Here is a 22,410-nt window from a genome sequence, read left to right as displayed (position 1 = left end):
TTTCCGGCTTTTTACGATCTAATTCGCCGATATATTAGCGAATTAAGTCATTTCTCCGCTCTGAATCAGCAACTTGCGTTCTAGGGTCAAACCTTTCAGCAAGCCCCAGGTCATGATCAACAGGATCAGCGTAAACGGCAGGCCGGCACTGATCGAAACAGCTTGAATAGCGCCTAGTGCATCATCACCACCGCCGAATATCAACACCGCGGCAATTGCGCCTTCCATTACCACCCAGAACACACGCTGAGCCGTGGGTGCATCAGTTTTACCACCGGCGGTGATGCTGTCGATAACCAACGAACCAGAATCCGACGACGTGATAAAGAACACCAACACCAGCACAATACCAATAAAGGAGATAATACCGGTCAGCGGAAGATTCGCGAACATCTGGAAAGTCGCCAAGCTAACATCGGTCAAACCTTCATCAGCCAGTGAGCCTACGCCCTGCTGGATTTGCTCCAGCGCAGCTCCACCAAACGCGCTCATCCACACAGCCGTAATCACCGTGGGAATTAGCAGCACTGCGATGATGAATTCACGCACAGTGCGACCGCGAGAAACACGCGCGATAAACATGCCTACGAACGGAGACCAAGAGATCCACCAGGCCCAATAAAATATCGTCCAGCCTTGCATCCAAACATCATCGTCGCGGCCAAACGGATTACTAAAGGCAACCACGTTGGTGGCGTAGCTGGTGGTGGTTATCCAGAGGGTTTCCAGAATCGACATGGTCGGACCGGCAAAGATAATAAAGAACAGCAAGATACCCGCAAGGGCCATGTTGATATTACTCAGCACCTTAACGCCGCCGTCTAATCCGCGCAGCACAGATAACAGCGCCAATGCGGTGACACCCACAATAATCGCCATCTGTACATTGATACCCGAGCCCACACCAAACAGATAATTCAAACCGGCAGCGGCCTGCTGGGCGCCAAAACCCAAAGACGTTGCCAGCCCGAAAATAGTCGCAATCACCGCCAGACTATCAATGATGTGCCCGGGCCAGCCCCACACTTTGTCACGCAGCAGCGGGAAAAAGGCGGAACGAATGGTCAGCGGCATATTTTTATTGAACGAGAAAAACGCCAGTGACAAGGCCACAATGGCGTAGATCGCCCAAGGATGCAGACCCCAATGGAACATAGTGCCGCCCATGGCCAGGCCCAAAGCTTCAGGCGTGTTAGGTTCTACATTAAACGGCGTGCCAAACCAGCCCGTGTAATAGGCGACAGGCTCTGCTACCGCCCAGAACATTAGGCCAATACCCATACCTGCCGCAAACAGCATCGAAAACCAGGATAGGGTGGAAAAATCCGGTTTGGCATCCATGCCGCCCAGCCTGATTTTGCCCACGGGCATGAAGATCAGTGCTAAACAGACAACAACAAACACGTTTGCACTGAGCATAAAGAACCAGTCAAATGTGTTGATAATCTCTAGCTTGGCACCGTCGAGCAATTCTTTGGCGAGAGCCGGAAACATCAGCGTACCGACAACGAACAACACCACGATTATGGCGGTTATCGGAAACACGGGTGCATGAAGATCTAGCCCGAACGGCCGGATATTATCCTGCCCGGCTACGTAATCTGTTTGATATTCGTCTTTTACAATTTTGCCCACAATTGGCGCCTCTTTCAGTCATTAGCATTACATTCAGGCTGTCTGAGTTTGGATGTCGACCCGTAGGTGCAAAAAATAGCCTTGAAACATAACAAGCCGGCAATAATAATACTTTGAGCTCAAAACATCAAAATTCTGACGAGGAGCCTATGAACAGATTTAAAACCTTCCCTTTGCGCTACACCGCGTATGCGCTAAGCCTCGCCGGATTTCTGATATCGCTGATTGTCAGCGCGTGGATTGGCGGCGCCTATCTGATTACTCTGGCATTCGGCCTGCTTGCAGCCCTTGGCACTTATGACCTGTTACAGCGTCGCCATACGATTAGCCGCAACTACCCTATTATGGCCAATTTCCGTTACCTTTTTGAGGCCATTGGCCCGGAAATCCGTCAGTACTTCATCCAGTCCGACACCGAAGAGCGACCGTTTTCCCGCGAGCAGCGCACCATTGTGTACCAGCGTGCAAAAGACATTCTCGACAAGCGCCCGTTCGGCTCCCAGCTGAATATGTATGAGGAAGGCTTTGAGTGGATGAGCCATTCACTGGCCCCTACCCAGCTCAACACCAGTGATTTTCGCATTACCGTGGGCAAAAGCTGCGCAAAGCCTTACAGCACCAGCGTGTTCAACATATCAGCCATGAGTTTTGGCTCGCTGTCCGCGAACGCCATCCTCAGCCTGAACACCGGTGCCAGAAAAGGCCACTTCTACCACGACACCGGCGAAGGTTCTATCAGCCGCTATCACCGCCAACCAGGGGGCGACCTGGTGTGGGAGATCGGTTCCGGATACTTCGGCTGTCGCAACAAAGACGGTAGTTTTAGTGTAGAACGCTTTGCCGAAAACGCCCAACTCGATCAAGTAAAAATGATTGAACTCAAACTATCTCAAGGGGCCAAGCCAGGGCACGGCGGTATTTTGCCCGGTGCTAAAGTAACGCCGGAGATTGCCGAAGCCCGCGGCGTTGAGGTGGGTGAAGACTGCGTATCCCCTGCGGCGCATTCGGAGTTTTCGACGCCCATCGAAATGTTGGAGTTTATCGATCAGTTGCGTGAGCTGTCCGGCGGTAAGCCGGTAGGTTTTAAGCTTGCCCTGGGCCACCCATGGGAGTGGTTCGCCATTGTAAAAGCCATGCTGAAAACCGGAAGGCGGCCTGACTTTATCGTGGTAGATGGCGGCGAAGGTGGCACTGGCGCGGCGCCGCTTGAGTTTATCAACCGCCTGGGCATGCCGATGACCGAAGCTCTGCTGCTGGTGCATAATACACTGGTGGGTTGCAATCTGCGTGAAGACATCGCGATCGGCGCCGCTGGGAAAATCACCTCGGCGTTCAACATCGCCCGCACTCTGGCACTTGGCGCCGACTGGTGTAACTCAGCGCGCGGCTACATGTTCTCGCTGGGCTGCATTCAAGCCATGAACTGCCACACCGGCCGCTGTCCTAGTGGCGTTGCGGCACAAGATCCAAGGCGCGGCGAAAAAATCGATGTACCCCTGAAAAGCGAACGGGTTTACAACTTCCATAAAAACACCCTGGAAGCCCTGCAAAATCTGCTGCAAGCGGGCGGGCTGAGCCACCCCTCCGAGCTAGGCCCGGAACATATCATTCGCCGGGTATCAAAAACCGAAGTCGCCTCCTATCTGGACCTGTTTCCGTTTATCGAGCCTGGTGCGCTGCTGAAAGGCGACACCGGCCTAGCCGTATTCGACAAGTACTGGGGAGTATCCAATCCGGATAGCTTCGCCCCACCCGAATTCGTGTCCAAACTGCGGGAAACCAAATTACGTTAATGCGCGCTAAAACCCGCACATTTTCGCCGGTTGGTGTTTCTTTTTGGAATCTTCTCATGTAATATTCGCTCCCGCTAAGCCACTGAGATTCCTCTTTAAGTCTCGCTGGCCTGTGCCGCCAAAACATCGTTTTGAACAGGCAGAAATTAGCACATCGGGGCGTAGCGCAGCTTGGTAGCGCACTTGCATGGGGTGCAAGGGGTCGTAGGTTCAAATCCTACCGTCCCGACCATATATCAACGACTTAGGGCACATCTTCGGGTGTGCCCTTTTTCGTTTCTGGCTGGGTACTTGTAGGGTACACAAACCCAAAACCGCCATTTTCTTGGTGTCACTGCCTGTGACATCGAGCCGAAGCATCTCGTTTTCATCCAGGCTTTCTTCGTTTCCGTCATTGCTACTTTAGCATGCACTAAAGTCGCGACCAAAACGCGGCCCTCTTCAGCTATTGCATGCTATCCAAAGTTTACTCCCCAGATTTACCGATCCCGCATAAATTATTTACGACATTCTCGTCTAATTGCATTTTCTAGAAAGTTACACGTCCCAAACACCGGTTGCATCTCCGTAATATTAAGCTGTACCCACAAACCAAACGGTGATGAAAATGAAAATCAAACTGCAGATGTACTTCACAGATATTGAGGTGGGGAACTACTACTCAGTGTCCCGGTTCACCATCTGGCGCTGGGTTCGGGAAGGTAAATTCCCTCACCCCTTGAAACTCAGCTCCGGATCTAGCCGCTGGCACAGGTCAGACCTCGAACAGCACGACGAGAAAGTTCGGCGACAAAATGAGTTGGTGGAAGTTTAGTCACTTCAAAAAGCCAAAAACGCTCCAAGAGCTGCCAGGACTGCCGTCCACAGTTTTGAGCGGGCGCTACCATGACCTTCTCATCAACTCTCACGAAACGACAACATCAATCCGAAGGTTAATTAATAAGTGAGCTTTGAATGTACTTACTAATTAACTTATAGGAGAACTACAATGCGCGACCCCAACCGAAGGAAATGGCTGCTGGTAAAGGGTTCACATAGTGGAACTTTTGCAATCTGGTGCTGAACGGACTCTTTAACAGACATGGCACATACCTACAACTAATGTCAGAAAAACTATTATTATTTCTGACATTGTTCAAGGTGCGATCAACTCCTACCCGAAAGGAGAAAGACTCAAATATCTGCTCCGAACTCAATGGCGGAAGGTTTTACCTGAGGGTATGACCATTAACTAAATGTTCTTTCAGAACTTGCGTCGCCCACTGGCGAAATTCGGTTGCGGGTTCGGAGCCGACTCGATAGCCCACGGAAATGATGGCATCCAGATTAAACTGCTTGATACGGCGTCGAACCCGGCGATTGCCCTCCTGGTGAACTACCGACAAATCCTCGGTAGTTCAACCTTCCTCAAACTCCCCTTCTGCTTACACATTCTTCAGGTGTAAACCGACGTTATCAGTGAAGGTATCAAATAAGGAAGACATTGGTTTCAACCGGTCAAGACAACCCCTCTGCATCGTGGGTATTAATGCATTACAGGGCGGCTCCTCTTTCACAGATCTGAACCACTGAGATCAAAACAGCTACGGAACAGACCCTACGGGCAAGCTCTACTGTTAACTCACAGAAACAATTGGCGGCAACTAGGCCACTGCCGTTGTCCGCTTTCAGGACATGCTTTACCGCGTCATTTACCAACGGTGCGATAAGACAACGCTGAATTGCAGTAGTAACGCTCATAAAAAGTAGAGCATTTCATAATGGGCATTATGCGCAGTAAAAATAAAGCTTCATTCGTAGAAATAGCAGGGAATAATTCTGAACACTGGTTCGCTACAAGTTACAGCCCATGTGAACTGTTAATTTCTAAGCCGCCTACACGGCGGTTCACAAACACGCGCTGGAGATAATGCGCTTTGTGCCTTTCTAAGCCGCCTACACGGCGGTTCACGAGCAATACCAGTTCCGCAGCCGTATGAATCATTTCTAAGCCGCCTACACGGCGGTTCACAGTTAACTGCAACTTGCATTGCTTGCGTTTCCTTTCTAAGCCGCCTACACGGCGGTTCACATTGGATGAGGCTGTACGGGCCGAAATTGACTTTTCTAAGCCGCCTACACGGCGGTTCACAGCTACAGCTTCCTGCCATTGGACGCCGATCTTTTCTAAGCCGCCTACACGGCGGTTCACGGCACGTCCTGCGGTTTTCCGGTTCTGATGATTTTCTAAGCCGCCTACACGGCGGTTCACGATTCTGGCGGCTATTGCGGGGCGCTCGATGTTTTCTAAGCCGCCTACACGGCGGTTCACTATCTGGCCAGCGCTGTACAGGAGTTGGGGCTTTTCTAAGCCGCCTACACGGCGGTTCACCTGGCCTGACCATAGACCTGACGCCCACCAGTTTTCTAAGCCGCCTACACGGCGGTTCACCAGGTTCTTACCCGCGCCGTTCTTAAAGAGTTTTTCTAAGCCGCCTACACGGCGGTTCACGAGTCGATGGTGATTGTATCACCGGACCCAAGTTTCTAAGCCGCCTACACGGCGGTTCACAGCGTGAGGGGCGCCTCGAGGACACAGCTTCTTTTCTAAGCCGCCTACACGGCGGTTCACGCATGGGCTCGCCGTTGCTTGCGCTCATAGAGTTTCTAAGCCGCCTACACGGCGGTTCACATTATTTGCTCGTGATAGGTGGTGCCGGGTTTTTTCTAAGCCGCCTACACGGCGGTTCACGTTTCCGGCTTTGCCCGCCGTTATCTTCGGTATTTCTAAGCCGCCTACACGGCGGTTCACGAAGCTGGTATCTGCTGCGCGACCTGGGCGCATTTCTAAGCCGCCTACACGGCGGTTCACCTCTTTGCAAAGCAACAGCCCCATCTTCTAGCTTTCTAAGCCGCCTACACGGCGGTTCACCAGTACAAGCCGGTTCTTCTGCGCAAGGGTGCTTTCTAAGCCGCCTACACGGCGGTTCACACCCCCGCACCCGCGGCAGTGAGGGCCAGGGCTTTCTAAGCCGCCTACACGGCGGTTCACGATGCGTCAGTGCTTCAGGAGAATGAGTTTCATTTCTAAGCCGCCTACACGGCGGTTCACTCTGTGTTGGCGTCCGCTTGAATAATGTCAGTTTTCTAAGCCGCCTACACGGCGGTTCACCAGTTATAGTAGTTCGTCCACCTGCCGCCAACTTTCTAAGCCGCCTACACGGCGGTTCACTTTCTGCTCGGGGAAGAGGGCGAGTTCATCCATTTCTAAGCCGCCTACACGGCGGTTCACACTGGGGGTGTAGGTGTGTCTCCATTTGGCCATTTCTAAGCCGCCTACACGGCGGTTCACGTTACAACTGGTATGACGCCGCCGTGCCCGGCTTTCTAAGCCGCCTACACGGCGGTTCACATCTGCACGTTCAGATTCTGCATATTGCTTTCTTTCTAAGCCGCCTACACGGCGGTTCACAATCGACAGTGGGCACATCAGTGAGATCCGCTTTTCTAAGCCGCCTACACGGCGGTTCACGGCAGAGATCAAGATAGACGCCGATTCTTGCCTTTCTAAGCCGCCTACACGGCGGTTCACATACAGCTTCATGCGATCAGCTGCGCAGCAGTTTTCTAAGCCGCCTACACGGCGGTTCACTCACGCGCAATCTGAATTGCAGTATCTTCCAATTTCTAAGCCGCCTACACGGCGGTTCACCGTGAGCAGTCCGCGAAGATCGAAGCGCAGACTTTCTAAGCCGCCTACACGGCGGTTCACATTTGGGCTACAAATTTGACCCTCCAGCATCTTTTCTAAGCCGCCTACACGGCGGTTCACCTCTGGCAGGGTGTCGTCCAGTTCGGCATTCATTTCTAAGCCGCCTACACGGCGGTTCACTAACCCGCCTAGGTGCTTGCTACACCCGTCATTTTCTAAGCCGCCTACACGGCGGTTCACGGGTAGGCTCACAGTCCTGCCGTACACCGCATTTTCTAAGCCGCCTACACGGCGGTTCACGGACGGAGAGTCCCTTGAAGAGTTGGAGTCAATTTCTAAGCCGCCTACACGGCGGTTCACTTGCCGGCAAAGGTTTGTTTGCTCTTTTTCGTTTTCTAAGCCGCCTACACGGCGGTTCACTGCGCCGAGGAACGCCGGGCGTCATTTCGTCTTTTCTAAGCCGCCTACACGGCGGTTCACCTATTATTCTTACCGTCGCCGAGAAGCTTGCATTTCTAAGCCGCCTACACGGCGGTTCACCATGGGGCCCTTAAACAGGTACGCTTCCACGCTTTCTAAGCCGCCTACACGGCGGTTCACTATGCTGACGTTAATCTGTTGGTAGACCCTTCTTTCTAAGCCGCCTACACGGCGGTTCACGTTTTGCGCTTTCAGGGTAGCCCGTTTATGACTTTCTAAGCCGCCTACACGGCGGTTCACTTCGCTAAGGCCATGTTCAGCACCTCGGATCTTTTCTAAGCCGCCTACACGGCGGTTCACACCGGTTACGACGGCATTATTGCCCGCGTACATTTCTAAGCCGCCTACACGGCGGTTCACATCATCTGCCCAAGCGCCACTCCACGATTTCTTTTCTAAGCCGCCTACACGGCGGTTCACGTTCTTGTCGACTTTCGCCCGTAGCCCGTAATTTTCTAAGCCGCCTACACGGCGGTTCACTTTGTGATGACAAGTTTATTGCCTTTGAAACGTTTCTAAGCCGCCTACACGGCGGTTCACGAACCCTTCAATGTTTTTGCTGCGGTATTGTTTTTCTAAGCCGCCTACACGGCGGTTCGGCAGGAAAAGTGCTGAAGGTTAGCGCGGCTGATTTTCTAAGCCGCCTACACGGCGGTTCACGATACTATCCATTATTCGGATACCCTTATAATTTTCTAAGCCGCCTACACGGCGGTTCACTTGAAGCAAAATAGCAAAAATGTATTTTTCTCAGATAGTTAGTGTTAATTGCCGCTAAAAACCTTTTTTCAGCGCGATTTCTAAGTCGTTGTTTTGACGTAAGCGTTTAAGGCTCGAAGAAAAAGGGTTTTCTTGGAACTCCGTCACCCGAAAGGAAGATCCGGAAGCGAAAAAGGCCGTGACGTTGTGCTCAGTCCATATCCGTCCGGTTCGATGGCCCCAAGCTCGGCCGAACTGCTTTCGACTTCGACAAACAGTGAAAATCCTTTGCCATTAGATGCGCTACGCACCTGAAAATAGGGCAGGCCCCGTGAGCTAGCACTCTCCATCCTGCGCTCACGCAAGTCGCCGTCCGGTTTGCGCTCCGCATTCCGATTGCTAACACGGTAGCGGCGGTATCGAATCCAGGGCCCAGTATAGTCGTCCGGCGTTTTGGCAATCGACGAAACCTGACAGTAGTCGCGGAAGACAAAATGATCTCGGGTGCGATCAAGCAATTCCGCTAGTGCGCTCTCACTGCCAAACACCCTCAGCTTGTCCCCGATACTACACCGCTGGTCCGGCTTGCAGCTTGGCAGGGCCAGGGCGTATTGGCCCGGTGCCTGACGGAACGCACCATGCAGGACGTGCATCACCCGATTCGCGATCGCGGGCAGATTCAGATCGCTTGAGTCCGCACCAAGCAAACGAATGTCTAAGTAGTGATCTGATGTCATTAGAACCCCCTCACTTCTTTGGCGTTTTTTTCGGTGTGGTGTAAACACCGCCCCGAATGAACGCTGCGATCATAAACATGCCATCCTCAGCGGCAGGATCGAGTTCATTCAAGCGTTCAAGCAATTTGAAAGCGGACTTGGCTTTAGTGCGGTAAAACCTGAGATCGGTCAGGTTAGCGCCCATCGGTTCGACGGCGATAGGCCGAGCGCCACCGCCAGTCTCGTACCAGGTGTCGATGGTCCGAAGTGCATTCCAGAGTTTCTGATCACGAATCGCGGCTTCGCCAATGATTTTGGGCACATCTTGGTTAAAAGGCGCTTTATTCAAGACATAAAGGCTTCGGCTTGGAAGGTTGTCGTCATCGCGCGCACCCGGGATGTAGTTTTGTGATGGGTAGACTTCGATTGCTCCATGTCCCAATGTCTGGATTTTTGCAGTGACCGTGATGGGGCTACTACCTTTTCCCCGAAGCTGATCGGCGAGAATTGCCCCGAATGCCTGCTCGGCTTCGGTAAAATCAGAAAAATCCTTGAGCGAAAGTGCTAAGGCTTCAGCTTCAGCAATCAGCTTGCCTTTCCAGACTGCGGTCACGGTAATAGCTTCACCAATCAGCCGATTGCGCCAAAGCCACCGTCCGTTCATGACATTGCGGGCTATGCGATTACAGACTTCCGTAATACCTTCGCTCTGCGTTGCACGTTCCATAAACCCCAAGATGCTTTCACGAAATGCCTCAACATAGCTGGGGTTTTTTGTCTGCTCTTTATTCGGATTGATACCGGAAATCGCGTCGACCAAGTTGGTCAAGGCAAACGAAAACTCGACTACAAGTCCCGTTGAATTGGGGTCCAGTTTGGCTGAATCAATTTCCTGAAGGTTGCGTACATCTTCCGGCTCCACTGTCGTACTGATTTCTCCAGAACCCTCCTCTTTGCCGTCTGAGCCTTTGAGTGTGTTGTTCGTGCCACGGATTCCGTGACGGATCACCGTGACAGGGTGATCGGCGTATTCGCCTTTAATCAGGCTATACATGCGCGCATCGGAAATCACAATATTGCGCTTGAGGGAGAGGCTGCTGGGCAGTTCTAAAATCGGTTGCTGTTCTGTAGACATATTCGTCACCTATTGGGTTTGTTGGATGAGGCAGGTTACGTCGTCGGTCCAACGTAGGGACCAGAAAGGCACAGCGGCATTAGCAGCTCGCCGCTGGGTAGAAGACTGAAACTGGGCAAGCCCGATAAGGGGCTCTCCATATGCGTGAGCGTAGCCGAATCGGCCACCTTCTTTGTGTTCGGCTGCGGTCAAGGCCCGGTATCCGGCCACGATGGGAGTTAGCCATGGAATGTCAGCAGAGCGTTGCATCAGCAGCTCAAGCAAGGTGACGTGAGGCGCTTTATCCGGCTGCGCTAGCAGGTCGATGCGATCCACAACCCAGAACCCATTGGGCAAACGCTTACTCGCCTCTTCGATAGAGTCGAAGCGCTTGGGCTGACCAAACGTGGTGACACTGCCGCCCGCAAACCTCGCCCCGCTAAGAAATCGCTCCACTGCTGCGGTATCTAGTTCCTCGTCTTCGTCAAACGCGATGACGAGAGAGACCGACAGGTGTACTGATGCCGTTGGCTGAAGCGATAAGCTTGGCGTAGCGGCGCCACCGGCATAATCGTCTTTATCGATAAATGATGCGCCCCTTCGCTGTTGTGGAACGAAGTTGCCGTATTGGTCGTACTCCCCGAGGTGCTGGGCATCGTGATGTAGATACGCCACACCCCTCGGCGATTCCTCAGCACCTATTCCCCGAGCCAAAGCATGAGCGAAGAGAACGGCGGCGCTCACTGGGCACGCACTCAGAAAGAGCGGACACTGATATGCATTGGCTGCCTGTACGGACAGACGCGGCAGGATAAGATACTGATCACTCATAACGTCACCTGCTCAATGATGTTAGCGAGGCCGCTTATCCCGCTGCTATCTAGGCCCAACGACATTTCATCCCTCAGTCGATAATCGGCGATGCGCTGAGCCAGCGCCTGAGCGAATTCAGCTCGCCAAAGGCTGTTGCGCCGGCTGTGATCAAGAAGTCCGTGCTGGAAGAGAGGAAGCCCTGGATCTGTTAAAGATTCGCCTGGAAGTGTTTGGCGATGACGTTCAAGCAGTAGCGTACAGCGACGAGCTTGCTCAAGCACATATCGAGCGATCTCGCCGACAATGGCGGTCTCGCTTTGGCGCACACGTGATTTGCCAGACATTCGACCGCCACCGCGTTGAAGCTGTTTAGCCCGCCATTCGATATAGCTCGACACGGCTTCTTCAGGCAGCCTTATGGTCATGCCACGATAATGGAGGCTTAGGGCACGCTTGAGGTCCGGGTCTTCCTGTGGTGCCGAGAACATAAGCGGTCGCTGAAACTCGGTGATCAGGGCGCCCACGTTCTGAGGATTGGCTCCGCCCACCTGCACTGAAGCTCGCCGGAGTCGCCGCTGCGCTTTTGAATCAGTACCCGAACGCATCGAAGACTCGGTCTCTCTAAGCAACTTGGCAAGACCGGCGCTCACCAAGGGTGTGAAGGCTAGGTACCCGCGAAATTCCGTATCAATGGGTAGAAGTATTTGCCGCAGCCTTGGTTCTGCCGCCCCGGTGTTGAGTTCGAGAGATGTCCGTGTTTCGTTCTCAAGTGTTTGCAGAATACGCTCGGGACTGCTCATCACTTGCTTTTCGTCGTTTCCTTGAGCAATGCGCGCGTGTTTAAGGTGCGTGGCGATTGTCTGCGGGAACATCGAGGCATAATCGACGGCGACCGAAAACCCTTGCGCCAGCGCCCCTTCAGTGCTGACATATGGCGCTGTGTCCCGCGCTTTGTCTGCCGAAAGCCGAATCCCGCCAGACCCGGTGTTGCTATTGACGCTTTTGAAAGAGAAGTGAAGCAACTGGGAGAACGACTCCTTGTAGGTCGCCTCATCCAGCGATTCAATCTCATTGATCGTTTTTTTTGCCATTTCTCCATCCTCCTTTTCTTCGACCTTACCCCTCCTTGCAAACATAAAGAACCAAAGAAAGCTCCACAAATCGTACGTTTCATATGCTAACGTTATTAAACATTCGAAATTCATTTAAATCGGGGATGATTCGTTGGTACTCAACAGGGAAGTGAGTCATTTTATTTTGCGAAGAGCTTGGCGCTTCGGGTATGTAAAACGCGCGGACGTCCTCTCTGCCTTTAATGGACAGATCGCCGAATCCCATGCCTCGTTCCTGATGAATGCCGCCGTCGAAAAGCACAGTGAATACCTGCTCCGTGATGGTCACCGCATCCTTCCTAAAGCCGAGGCGAAGGTGCCAAAAGAGGCCAGTGAGCAGGACCTTATGGAGTCGCTTTTTGCCGGCTGCTACCGTTTTAAAGACACCGGGTTGCGTGAACGCGAGCTCCCTATCTACCGCAGTGAATGGTTCGACTTCCGTCCGCCACGCCCAGGTACGTTCTCAGAGATTGTTTCTGCGTTCGTAGAACACAGCGACCTGCATATTGATTATGTCTCGATGCGCTCTGGCGCCCAAGCGAGTTCGCGGCTGGTAAAGCCTGTGGGGCTGGAAGAGCTTGCCGGTCAATGGCGGCTTCGCGCCTATGACATTGAGGATGGAAAGCTCAAGACGTTCGTCCTCTCGCGAATCGTCTTTGCACGAGCGTTGAAAGGCCGGAGTCGAAAAAGCTCAGGACAAGGTGTCAAGGAGGAGGCAAAACGCTACTTCCCGGCGAAACTAGATGGCCGCCTTACTTCAGCCCAGTGCCAAGTGCTTGAACAGGAGCTGAAGATAAGTAACGGTTTTGTCCATCTAAAGCCTTCGCATCGCTTTGAATATCTGCGGCGCTTCGGTCACGCCCCAACAAGCGAAGATGTTATCTGGCCACCTTTAGAAGACGGAGAATAGCCGAATGCCGGGGGGAAATACCGAGAAAGACGCCATCGATCTGATACTCAGGCTCTGCGCCGAATGTGCCGGCGTCTGGCACGATACTGGGAAAAATACTAATCTTTTTCAAGACAAGCTAAGCCTGTCTGGTTTTCCAACTCGTGACCCTGTGCGACACGAATGGATGTCGCTGTCTTTTTTGGATGCGTTTATCGCACTTCGCCACAGCAAAACCGATGGCCAAGCGCCGTCCCTAGCGGACGCGCAAAATGCAGTCAACAAAGATGACTGGACGGGTAAGCTATCTGATTTCCCTTTTGAGAAGCGCACCCCCTTGGCCGGGTTGTTAGATGTAGTCCGGTTTGCAGTGGCCACGCACCATGGTCTTTTTGCGCCCAATACTAAGAGTGACAGCGACTCTTCAAACGTGGCCAGTAGCCGGGCCCATGTTCGAAAAGAAGAGATCGACCACCCTTTTGCCCAGAATCCCGGACACTACCTTTCGGCACGGAGCAATCTAAATAGCCTCGTGAGCGAGCGGATTAACACACTGCTCGATGAGCTTGAGCACATCGAAAGCTCAGTGGAAAGCACATCCCTTCAGAAAGTTGCGCTGTATGTTCGGGCTTGCCTGATTATTGCAGATCACACGGTTTCTCGCAGACACTGCCTGCACGAAGGCGAAACCGTCTATGCCAACACACTCAAATCGGATGAAGGCGGTTCACGCCAGCTCAATCAGAGCCTAAGCTATCACCTGCTTGAGGTAGGCTCGCTGGCCAAAAAAATTGCCGAGGAATTTCGCCGTCACAACTGGCCAGGTATATCAGCGGCGAGCCTGGCGCGTATTTCTGAACCTGCGCCGTCATCAAGCCGGTTCGCTTGGCAGAACACTGCTTTTGACTCCCTTCGCGCCGCGCGTCAGCGCTCTGACGCGCCTACTCTGGTTTTGGATGTTGCCGGGACTGGCGCGGGCAAGACACGTATGAACCTCAAAGCCGCCGCAGCGATAAATACTCGCTCAAAACTTAGAGTTTCAACAGTACTCAACCTGCGTGTACTGACGCTCCAAACGGGAAAGGTTTTCCAGGACGAACTCGGGCTCACCCGCGAAGAGCTGGCTTGCGTTATCGGAAGTCCTGTTGTACGTCAGCTGTTCGAGGCGACGCAAAAAGCGGACGAGAATCCCGAAGAAGTAAAGTTCGACACTGTCGGGCCTGAAGTGGCGATTCCAGATTTTCTGAGGGAATATCTTGGCCCTAGCCCCGACGATGCTCGCTTGCTTGGTGTTCCTCTGTTGGTATCCACAACAGACTTCCTGATCGCTGCGGGCGAACCGCAGAAACAGGGCCATCACGCGCTGGCTTTGCTTCGCACTATGAGTGCGGACCTCATCATCGACGAAATAGATGACTATGATCCGACTGCCTTCGTTGCAATTCTCAGGCTGGTTTACACTGCCGCCAGTCACGGCTCGAACGTGATCGCATCTTCTGCCACGTTGCCCAAGCCTGTGGTAAAGGAGCTTGCAAAAACCTTCCTAAGAGGGAGTGAACTCTACTGCCGGGAAAATGAGATAAAAGGCGTACCCTTTGTCGGGATCATCAGCAACCTGAGCGACCCACTGATAATGGAAAGGCCAACCGCCGAAGATACAGCAGAACGTTATGAGGCTTTCATGCTTGAGTCGCTCGCCATCCAGTCGGGAAGTCCGACCAAGCTGGCTCACTGCGCGACAGTGGAAACTCCGTCAATGGAAGCATTCTGCCAGGCTATCAAAACATCGATAATCGACCTAGACGCCGCTCACCGTTGGACGTATGCGGATCTTCAGAAAACCGTCAGCGTCGGCCTTGTGCGTATCGCGAACATCTCGGTGGCAATCGAAGTGGCCCGCTACCTCAGTGATCATTTTCCCGTCGATTACATCGCCTGCTACCACTCGAACGACTTTCTAATTCAGCGCCAGCGTAAGGAGCACATGCTCGACACTCTGCTGAACCGCAAACGCGGTAATGTAGAGCTGGAATCTTCAGAATATGTACAGGAGCTAGTGAAGAGCTCAAAGAGCTCGCACGTAAAGCTGATCATCGTGGCAAGCCCAGTGGAGGAAATAGGACGGGATCATGACTTTGACTGGGCCGTGATCGAGCCCTCAAGCACCCGCTCCATCGTACAAACCGCAGGACGCGTTAACCGCCACAGACTTGCTCCGGTCACTTCGCCAAACATTCATGTACTGCAATTCAATGCCCGTTATTGCCGAAATGAAGGTGAAACCAACCGCGCCGTATTCAGGCGACCGGGCAATGAACCTACTGAGCCCGGCGCGGCTTGGCGGACTCATGATCTGAATGAACTTATCGACTGGTCGTCTGCATCAATACTCGACGCTCGCCTTAGGCTTGGGCAACACGAAATGTCTCAGTTGGAAGACCAAGCTATACGCAACACTGTCGAAAGACCTAACAAAATACTTGTCGGAGAAAACTCAAAACGTGGCTCTGATTGGATGACCGGATGGTTCTACCGCAAATACCCTCTCCGCGATCAGGATCACTCAGATCTCTGGACATATCGGAGCGGAGCTTTTCATCTTTGGACGCACGGGCCAACAAAAAGCACCTGGCAGCGTCGAACTGACCTGATCTCCGAAGTGGCACCCGCGTCAAATACCTGGTTGAGCTGGAGTGCGGAGGACCTGGCGGCCTATGCCGAGAGATTCGCACTTACCCCCGATAAAGCCTTTGAGTTCAGTATCAGCAAGAATCAGAGAGGTTCGAAGCCAGTCGCACTTACGATCGACTGGAGATTTGGCTTCCGGAGATAGCGCGCTCTTTCCTCCGCCCTTGCTAATGGGAAAAGCGGAGCGAGGTCTACAGAAAATTACTAGTGCTGCAAAAAACGAACAGTAATCGGACCGTTTCTGGCCATAGATTTTGCGTGTTTTTTTGAGTGTTAAACAATCAAAAACTTGGGTCTTCTTGTCGCTTTAAAAGGGTGAATGCAAGAGGTGCCAGTAATGAGGTGCGCTCACTGATTCAACCAGCCTTTATTTGAAGTGGCGATCCAAAATTTCCGGCTCCAAGAAGACTACCCACATAATTTGAACGACATTACCCGTCACAATAGAGTACACCCCAAGGTTACTTTTCAGTGTTACATGTTAAAGTGTCACTATAGGGGTACTAATTGAGGTTAGTGACAGTATCATCACCATAGTCACCCTAATGTGACAATTGAGCGGAAAACTATGTCTCGTATCGGATATGCGCGTGTTAGCAGTGCCAGCCAGGATCTCGACATTCAAATCGATAAGTTGGCCGCGGCAGGTTGTGAGGTTATTCGGTCTGAAACCGGATCAGGCGCTTCGCGGGACGGGAGAATCGAGCTGAATACCGTACTGGAGTTTCTACGCAAGGATGATGAACTTGTTGTACACCGGCTAGACCGCCTTGGTCGCTCTACGCGCGATGTGCTGAACCTGGTCCACGAGTTGGACACCAGAGGTGCTTCGTTACGAGTTCTTGAACCGGATATCACAACCGAGGGCGAAATGGGTCGTATGGTGATCACTGTTCTTGGCATGGTTGCGGACATGGAGCTGAAGTTTATTAAGGACCGGCAACGCGCCGGAATTGAGGTAGCGAAGACTAAAGGCACCTATAAAGGTCGCCAAAAAAATGTTGATGACGCCGAGATTCAAAAGCGTGTCGAAAATGGAGAAACCAAGGCTCAGATTGCCAGAGATTTGGGAGTCTCACGAATGACCGTTTATCGGGCTCTCAACAAATAGAGTTTTGTTTGGCTCAATCGCGGCCATCTGCGGTCAAATTTGACCGCTCCGCACCCCGCCTGAAGCTGCCAATTCGCCAGTCACCGAATTCTGTGTGCGCGCACACAACTGGAGATGGCGTTGTCTATAAAGGGTAGATTTTTCATTAAATGATCCTAATCAAGCCAAAACGGTCACCGGTGAACGTTTTGATTTTTTGGCTATAATTCATTGATAAAAAAGGGAAATTAGACCATTTTAGGTTAAATTTTAACCACCCTAAAAGCTGGTGGACGACCATCGTAGTCATAATTTTCCGGATGGACAGGGGGAATCCGGGATTTGTGTGCGCGCACACAACCTGAGATAGCATCGTCTGACCAGGGTGACGGCCAAATTTGACCGCTACTGGCGACACTTACCCTTCACGGTCAGTTTTTACAGGCACAAGCTTTCTTAAAGTAACTTTTTCGTCGCTACAGGCAGTGTGCCGACTGCCAAGCTGCCCTACCGTTTTCTAGTCGTAGATTTTTAGACGCAATTGTTTATCAAAAAACCACAAGAAAAGTTAGTTTTTGAGAGTGCAAAATTAGCGCTCAGAAAACGACCGTTTATCGGGCTCTCAACAAATAGAGTTTTGTTTGGCTCAATCGCGGCCATCTGCGGTCAAATTTGACCGCTACAGGCTTTCATAAAGTCACTTTTTTAGTCGCTACAGATAGTGTGTCGACGACCAAGCCGCCGAGCTGAAAGAGCGAATCAATGCCGGTACCGAGAAGCTGGACGCTGCCCGGGCTGGACAGCAGGAAGCCGAACGAGCTGCCGCCGTTGCAGCGTCAGAAGTGAAAGCCGAAACGCGCCGAACCGATCAGGCCGAAAAACGGGAAATCGCCACGGCTGCCAGTCTGCAAAGCCAGATAGACGAGCTGAAAAAAGAGGTTGCCAGTGTTCGGGAAGAAGCGAAAACGGCCCGTCTGGCCACGGCTGGCGAGGCTGAAAAATGGCGCGAAACTGTGGCTCTGGAGCACAAGCGAAACGCGGAATTACAGAGCGAACGCGACAATCTAGCCGAACGCCTGGCGGCGCTGGAAGCTACAGAAAAGGGGCTACACCGGGTGTAACCCCTTTGGTTAGTGGCCTCAGGCCACAGCCGTCTCCTTGTCCTTCAGCGTCAGCTCCACGTGGAAGTGCGCCGGACCGGTCAGGTTGACCAAGGCGTCGAGGCCAAACTTGTTGATGCGGCCGTTCAGCAGGTCGTTCAGGCGGGGTTGGGTGATACCGAGGCGCTGCGCCGCCTCTTTCTGGGTGACGTCCCACTCCTTCACGCGCTTGGTGATCTGAATCATCAGCTCGGAGCGCAGGCGCATGTTCAGGGCTTCTTCAGGGGTGTCTTCAATCGCATCCCACACACTTTCGAATCGTTCGTTTGCCATGTCTGTCACCTGGTTAGGTTCCATGTAGTTCTGTTGGGTCTTTCGTTGGTGCCTTGGTTTCTAGTCTGGGATCTCGCTGTAACGTTTCTTGCCGATCTCGATGTCTTGCTTGTCGGTCTTCTGGCCCTTCTTCTGGAAGCAATGAAGCACGTAGATCGCATTACCGCGGTTAGCGACGTAGAAGACCCGAAAAGCGCCATCGTCCTCGCGGATCTTGATCTCCACTACACCGCGCCCCACGGACGGCATAGGCCGGTAGTGAGTCGGGTCCTCACCAGTCTGGGTTCTGTCCAGCTGGTAGCCCGCTTCTCGGCGCGCCTCGCCAGGGAAGTCTCGCAGGCTGGCCAGCGCATCCCCGAGGAACTCCAGGGGCTTCTTTCCTCTCGACATCGGCAGCTCCTGAGATCGTCTACCCCGAATAGTATATCAGCATTGATATAAAACAAGAGCGCTGAAACATAATTGATGCAGCCGAATGTGGGTCTATGTCAGAAGTGTTTTTAGTAACCGTGTAGGGGTCAGTTCACGAAACGGAAAAAATTGTACGCTAAGCCTTTGGCATCAATGATATCGATACTATTTTTTACAATTCATAAAGTTGCGCAGTAATTAGTCGACGACTAGCCCTTGCTAAATAATTTTCATTTCAGCATGAGTTGTGCTTTAAAAACTCAATTCTGCAACTACACTCATTGGGCGAACAGAGCGAGAAATCTGCCGTTAATTCTAATAGCGGGTACGCGAATGAATATCAGCTCTTTGAAGAATATTATGAGACAGATAAGATCATTACGTTTGATCTTTGCAGCTTTATTGTTTGCCACATCACTACCGACTCTCGCGGCGGCCACGACTATAGAGTTGGTGAATGATAGCAATTCAGATGAAACATTAATCAGATCGAATACGTCTGGAATTGTGACACCTCCAGCGCCAGATCCGTTATTTGCGAACGATACCAGAGTTGTTGTATCAGAAACCCCCGGCACTGTTGATGCAGGTGCTTTCACTTATCAAAGCTGCAGATTTAACTGGTCGGTAATTAAAGTCGGATCTCTATACCAGTTCTCAGATGGAGCTGAGCCTACGTCGGATTGTGAATCACAAGTAATTCTACAAAACTTTATTACTGGTGAGTATTCTGTACGATTTACAGTAGAATAAATTTTTTTAAACTGATCTGACTAGGATTAATTCACTGTGTAACGTAGATATACATTGCACAGCGAATTATTTATAAGATATTGTCTTTTCGGCTATTTATTTAGTAAAGTTGGGTACGTATAGCTCTCTGGTGGCGTTTATAGAATCATCCAACCTATTCTCGTAACCACTAAACCAAGACTGTTTTCGTATATCCCCCGCGTTCAGGATTTGACCCTCTGTAATACTTTTTGATCCAAACTTCTCTGCTGCATCCATAGCTTCATATAATAACATTATAAGAGGACTATCTGACATAAAATCCTCTGGTATCTCTCCGTTTTTGATTGACGCACTTTCATATGCTTTCTGAACGCCCGCGCGCTGGTGCGCATATTCAAAAGAGGTCCCTTTTTCCTCATTGCCTACAGCATCTAAAAATTCTATCCCAGCTTTGAACTTAGACGCCATATTCCCAACAAAAGGGTCGGAAAACTGATCCTTTTCGCTCGTCGGACCGCTGTAAAGTCCCATGGCAAGCCCCTGTTGTTGATTCATTTTATTACGAGCTATGGCCTGCTCATCTTTTGTGAACATTTCGCCTTGATTACTTGCAACAGCATAGAGTGCTCGCCTATCGAGCTCACCCAGTAACGAATTTCTGCTTTCTGCAGGTGCGTTATTTGGCGGATATGACTTTCCAATCGACTCCAGGCGCACATAATTATTATCCATGCTAGCGCGTGCATCTATCGCAACCTGGCTAAAATCTTTTCCAGCAGAAAATGTATCACGACCAGGCTCTTTGACACCTAATGCAATATTAGCAGCTGTAAATCCGTCATAAGTCGGCATAAACTGTTCGTAATAGCTAGGGGATTGACCGCCCCTGGACGCCTCTAGTGCTTTTCTGCCAGCATCTGAAATAGTAACGTCGTTATTACTATTTTCAGGATCAGCACTGTCCTTGATGGGTTTCTCTTCGATTCCAGATCCCGTTTTTTCCAAACTAGCGTATTTATTTTGCACTCCAAGTGGCTGGCTGCTTATGGTAGATATCACAACAATGCCTCCACTAAATACCTATACGTGATTTGAACGAACCTTTGCATCAAGGTATGCACCCATTTTTTAAGCGTGGTGGACAATGGCACGCTTCTGCGTGCTTTGAAAGCCAAAATTGGTTCACATCTCACAGATAACCATTCGAGAAAAACGCTGTTGGTTTGCCAATTGCAGTATGTGATTGACGCCCATACTCTAACCCCTTCGGAATACTCCCTATTCTTGTTATCGGGACTTACCGGAATAACTTTAGCTAATCGGTCAGCCTATCCAGCGGATTGCATCCGGCGTTTTGATCATTACCTAGTATAGTAGCTCCCCAGGCTCCCATAGACAAAGTTCCTGAAGCGCGAATAGATGTAGCGGCCCGCAAACATCGAGGCGAACCCACATTATTTGAGAATAGAGCACTCGGCTAGATCAGCAACCCAGCCTCCCGTATCTGCTCCATTTGCTCATGTGCCCGTGTCGCCTCCATATCCCTGGCTAGGAATCGCCTGATTTCGTCTAGCCACGGTGGCAAAGCGCTTGCCTAAAGGATTTCAAAAGATAAACAATTGAAACAAATCGTTACACAGTTTCAGTCAAGACTTATTATTCTTTAGACGGTAGCGCTAACGAGAGTGCGTTAATTGATAAAAGGAGAACACCGTGCAGAAAAATAGAACCATTTCCTTTGCCTGGGTCGTGGCTTGCGCCATTGCCTCACCGTCGCTTCTGGCAGCGACACCTGTTCCGCTTTCACCAGCTCCAGCAGCTCTGTCCAAGGTCGAAACGACCTCAAGCACCGAGGGCATGACCGCAAATTCCCAACCAGAGAAAACTACTACCACTTTGAAGCCGTACCGGTTCGACCGGTTGAGCCCGCAGAGCGCCAGTCTAGTGTTAGTGGCCCAGCGGTGGCCGCTCCCCAAGCGCAAGCGAAAGTAACAACCAACGCCATCACTCCGCTCTGTACCACCCTCAACACGGGTACCGCTTACACATTAGATGGCACTACAACCGGCGGCTCTTATTGCTACCACTTTGAAATCACGCAGCGCTCCAAAACCCAAGTATTCCTGACCGGGCAGAATGCCAATACGGACTTCGCCCTGACGCTGATCAAACATGAGGCAGACGATACGCTGACATCACTGGGGACATCGGACCAACCGGGCAATGCCGATGAAGGGCTCTTGGCTCTCACTGAACCGGGTGACTACTATTGGTCTATGGACGCCAATGCCTCGGATGGCTCTGCCTTCCAATTTGGGGCAGTGGTGAACACGGCTGTGGATGCCAACGAACTCAATGACGCGGCAAGTCTATCAACACCGATTCCTGATGACCGAACGCCGATGGTTGGGAGTATGGACAGTACCCAGGATATCGACTATTTCAATTTCGTGGCAGAAAATGGGCAGGATCTGCAGATCCAGTTGATCGACACGTATGGCCAGAACGAGTGGGTCATTGAGTACTTCACTGGCACCCTCTGGAACACTCTTGACGCGAATATGCTCTATAATTTTGGGGGGCTACCAGCGCCCTTCACCCTTAATGTTCGAATCTCCCCTAACCCGGCGGTCGCCGTGAATCCGGCGCACGATTATGAGCTGATGGTGGGAGCGCGCGTCACTGCTTCCGATAGCGTCGATGTCGGAAGCGATGAAAATTTAGTTCGTATGAGTGCTTCCCCTTTTATGACTGACCAAGTGCATAATGAGTTGGATTGGTCCATACGAGTGCTGGATTCCAGTGGCAACCCTGTTGAGGGGGCAGAGGTGACCTATTATTATTATACTGATGTGATTCCAGTGACAGGCGACACAGCGATCAGCAATTCGAGCGGTATCGCCGGTAACACCATCTCGATGCCTGATTGCACTGGTACTCGTTCCACCACGGACTATTCGGGTGGCTATACGTGGCTTTCAGAGTTCAATTATGGGGAGTGGTCGATTCGGGTGAAAGATACAGATCCCGATGAAGTCGGAGTCGGAGGCGAGAACTATCCAACCGTGACCTTGGGGCACGTCTGCGACCAAACCATTCAGTAAGTACCTG

17 protein-coding genes, 1 tRNA gene and 1 CRISPR repeat array are annotated in these 22,410 nt (G+C 51.7%); of the genes, 9 read left to right on the top strand and 9 right to left on the bottom strand.

Annotated elements, in window-relative coordinates; genetic code table 11:
* Window positions 1–42: 42 nt before the first annotated feature.
* Complete coding sequence (locus MIH19_RS07185; RefSeq protein WP_249008211.1) at window positions 43–1,635, bottom strand: BCCT family transporter; 1,593 nt, start codon at window positions 1,633–1,635, stop codon at window positions 43–45.
* A gap of 149 nt (window positions 1,636–1,784) precedes the next feature.
* Here MIH19_RS07185 and MIH19_RS07180 point away from each other — a divergent pair, with 149 nt between their 5' ends.
* The 3 genes from MIH19_RS07180 (at window position 1,785) to MIH19_RS07170 (ending at window position 4,242) form a co-directional block, all read left to right on the top strand.
* The gene (locus MIH19_RS07180; RefSeq protein ID WP_249008210.1) at window positions 1,785–3,428 is read left to right on the top strand and encodes an FMN-binding glutamate synthase family protein; all 1,644 of its coding nucleotides are present in this window, start codon (window positions 1,785–1,787) and stop codon (window positions 3,426–3,428) included.
* A gap of 155 nt (window positions 3,429–3,583) precedes the next feature.
* Window positions 3,584–3,660: transfer RNA gene (locus tag MIH19_RS07175), tRNA-Pro, on the top strand.
* Window positions 3,661–4,029: 369 nt separating this feature from the next.
* The gene (locus tag MIH19_RS07170) at window positions 4,030–4,242 is read left to right on the top strand and encodes an AlpA family phage regulatory protein (protein ID WP_349292895.1); all 213 of its coding nucleotides are present in this window, start codon (window positions 4,030–4,032) and stop codon (window positions 4,240–4,242) included.
* Window positions 4,243–4,636: 394 nt separating this feature from the next.
* Here the strand turns inward: MIH19_RS07170 and rhuM are convergent, their stop codons facing one another.
* The 5 genes from rhuM to MIH19_RS07145 form a co-directional block, all read right to left on the bottom strand.
* Window positions 4,637–4,813 carry a RhuM family protein gene (gene rhuM / locus MIH19_RS07165; protein ID WP_249008209.1) on the bottom strand — a complete coding sequence of 59 codons (177 nt, stop codon included), beginning with the start codon at window positions 4,811–4,813 and terminating at the stop codon, window positions 4,637–4,639.
* A gap of 478 nt (window positions 4,814–5,291) precedes the next feature.
* Window positions 5,292–8,319: direct repeats of the CRISPR family, unit length 28 nt; unit sequence TTTCTAAGCCGCCTACACGGCGGTTCAC.
* Between the two features lie 143 nt (window positions 8,320–8,462).
* Window positions 8,463–9,035 (bottom strand): type I-F CRISPR-associated endoribonuclease Cas6/Csy4, encoded by a 573-nt coding sequence (gene cas6f, locus MIH19_RS07160; protein WP_249008208.1) that lies wholly within the window; start codon window positions 9,033–9,035, stop codon window positions 8,463–8,465.
* A 10-nt stretch (window positions 9,036–9,045) separates the two neighbouring features.
* Window positions 9,046–10,149: a type I-F CRISPR-associated protein Csy3 gene (gene csy3, locus MIH19_RS07155; protein WP_249008207.1), complete on the bottom strand. Its 1,104-nt coding sequence runs from the start codon at window positions 10,147–10,149 to the stop codon at window positions 9,046–9,048.
* 9 nt (window positions 10,150–10,158) lie between these two features.
* Window positions 10,159–10,959: a type I-F CRISPR-associated protein Csy2 gene (locus MIH19_RS07150; protein ID WP_249008206.1), complete on the bottom strand. Its 801-nt coding sequence runs from the start codon at window positions 10,957–10,959 to the stop codon at window positions 10,159–10,161.
* Window positions 10,956–12,032: a hypothetical protein gene (locus MIH19_RS07145; protein ID WP_249008205.1), complete on the bottom strand. Its 1,077-nt coding sequence runs from the start codon at window positions 12,030–12,032 to the stop codon at window positions 10,956–10,958. The genes MIH19_RS07150 and MIH19_RS07145 overlap by 4 nt, the downstream gene beginning before the upstream one ends.
* Window positions 12,033–12,165: 133 nt before the next feature.
* On the opposite strand from MIH19_RS07145, the gene MIH19_RS07140 reads away from it, so the two are divergent.
* From MIH19_RS07140 to MIH19_RS07125, 4 genes are all read left to right on the top strand, one after another.
* The gene (locus tag MIH19_RS07140) at window positions 12,166–12,963 is read left to right on the top strand and encodes a WYL domain-containing protein (RefSeq protein WP_249008204.1); all 798 of its coding nucleotides are present in this window, start codon (window positions 12,166–12,168) and stop codon (window positions 12,961–12,963) included.
* Window positions 12,964–12,967: 4 nt separating this feature from the next.
* Window positions 12,968–15,775 (top strand): CRISPR-associated endonuclease Cas3'', encoded by a 2,808-nt coding sequence (locus MIH19_RS07135; protein WP_249008203.1) that lies wholly within the window; start codon window positions 12,968–12,970, stop codon window positions 15,773–15,775.
* Between the two features lie 423 nt (window positions 15,776–16,198).
* Window positions 16,199–16,741 (top strand): recombinase family protein, encoded by a 543-nt coding sequence (locus tag MIH19_RS07130; protein WP_249008202.1) that lies wholly within the window; start codon window positions 16,199–16,201, stop codon window positions 16,739–16,741.
* A gap of 821 nt (window positions 16,742–17,562) precedes the next feature.
* Window positions 17,563–17,841 carry a hypothetical protein gene (locus MIH19_RS07125; protein ID WP_249008201.1) on the top strand — a complete coding sequence of 93 codons (279 nt, stop codon included), beginning with the start codon at window positions 17,563–17,565 and terminating at the stop codon, window positions 17,839–17,841.
* An 18-nt stretch (window positions 17,842–17,859) separates the two neighbouring features.
* Here MIH19_RS07125 and MIH19_RS07120 read toward each other — a convergent pair whose 3' ends face one another.
* Together MIH19_RS07120 and MIH19_RS07115 are read right to left on the bottom strand one after the other, a co-directional pair.
* A complete protein-coding gene (locus MIH19_RS07120) occupies window positions 17,860–18,153 on the bottom strand; it encodes an XRE family transcriptional regulator (protein WP_249008200.1) in 294 nt (97 codons plus the stop codon).
* 60 nt (window positions 18,154–18,213) lie between these two features.
* Window positions 18,214–18,543, bottom strand: coding sequence for a type II toxin-antitoxin system RelE/ParE family toxin (locus MIH19_RS07115; protein ID WP_249008199.1), 330 nt, complete (start codon window positions 18,541–18,543; stop codon window positions 18,214–18,216).
* Window positions 18,544–18,897: 354 nt separating this feature from the next.
* Here MIH19_RS07115 and MIH19_RS07110 point away from each other — a divergent pair, with 354 nt between their 5' ends.
* The gene (locus tag MIH19_RS07110; protein ID WP_249008198.1) at window positions 18,898–19,317 is read left to right on the top strand and encodes a hypothetical protein; all 420 of its coding nucleotides are present in this window, start codon (window positions 18,898–18,900) and stop codon (window positions 19,315–19,317) included.
* Between the two features lie 96 nt (window positions 19,318–19,413).
* Here the strand turns inward: MIH19_RS07110 and MIH19_RS07105 are convergent, their stop codons facing one another.
* Window positions 19,414–20,358 carry a hypothetical protein gene (locus MIH19_RS07105; RefSeq protein ID WP_249008197.1) on the bottom strand — a complete coding sequence of 315 codons (945 nt, stop codon included), beginning with the start codon at window positions 20,356–20,358 and terminating at the stop codon, window positions 19,414–19,416.
* Window positions 20,359–21,260: 902 nt separating this feature from the next.
* On the opposite strand from MIH19_RS07105, the gene MIH19_RS07100 reads away from it, so the two are divergent.
* Window positions 21,261–22,403: a hypothetical protein gene (locus MIH19_RS07100; protein WP_249008196.1), complete on the top strand. Its 1,143-nt coding sequence runs from the start codon at window positions 21,261–21,263 to the stop codon at window positions 22,401–22,403.
* Window positions 22,404–22,410 lie beyond the last annotated feature (7 nt).

This window comes from Marinobacter sp. M1C (genome assembly GCF_023314135.1).
GTDB lineage: Bacteria > Pseudomonadota > Gammaproteobacteria > Pseudomonadales > Oleiphilaceae > Marinobacter.
Note: the sequence above shows the minus strand (reverse complement) of the source record. Positions and strands in the feature narration are given on the sequence as shown.

Coding starts and splice junctions, on each gene's coding strand:
- MIH19_RS07180 (WP_249008210.1), top strand. CDS start 1,785: ATGAACAGATTTAAAACCTTCCCTTTGCGCTACACCGCGTATGCGCTA.
- MIH19_RS07170 (WP_349292895.1), top strand. CDS start 4,030: ATGAAAATGAAAATCAAACTGCAGATGTACTTCACAGATATTGAGGTG.
- cas6f (WP_249008208.1), bottom strand. CDS start 9,035: ATGACATCAGATCACTACTTAGACATTCGTTTGCTTGGTGCGGACTCA.
- csy3 (WP_249008207.1), bottom strand. CDS start 10,149: ATGTCTACAGAACAGCAACCGATTTTAGAACTGCCCAGCAGCCTCTCC.
- MIH19_RS07150 (WP_249008206.1), bottom strand. CDS start 10,959: ATGAGTGATCAGTATCTTATCCTGCCGCGTCTGTCCGTACAGGCAGCC.
- MIH19_RS07145 (WP_249008205.1), bottom strand. CDS start 12,032: ATGGCAAAAAAAACGATCAATGAGATTGAATCGCTGGATGAGGCGACC.
- MIH19_RS07135 (WP_249008203.1), top strand. CDS start 12,968: ATGCCGGGGGGAAATACCGAGAAAGACGCCATCGATCTGATACTCAGG.
- MIH19_RS07130 (WP_249008202.1), top strand. CDS start 16,199: ATGTCTCGTATCGGATATGCGCGTGTTAGCAGTGCCAGCCAGGATCTC.
- MIH19_RS07120 (WP_249008200.1), bottom strand. CDS start 18,153: ATGGCAAACGAACGATTCGAAAGTGTGTGGGATGCGATTGAAGACACC.
- MIH19_RS07115 (WP_249008199.1), bottom strand. CDS start 18,543: ATGTCGAGAGGAAAGAAGCCCCTGGAGTTCCTCGGGGATGCGCTGGCC.
- MIH19_RS07110 (WP_249008198.1), top strand. CDS start 18,898: ATGAATATCAGCTCTTTGAAGAATATTATGAGACAGATAAGATCATTA.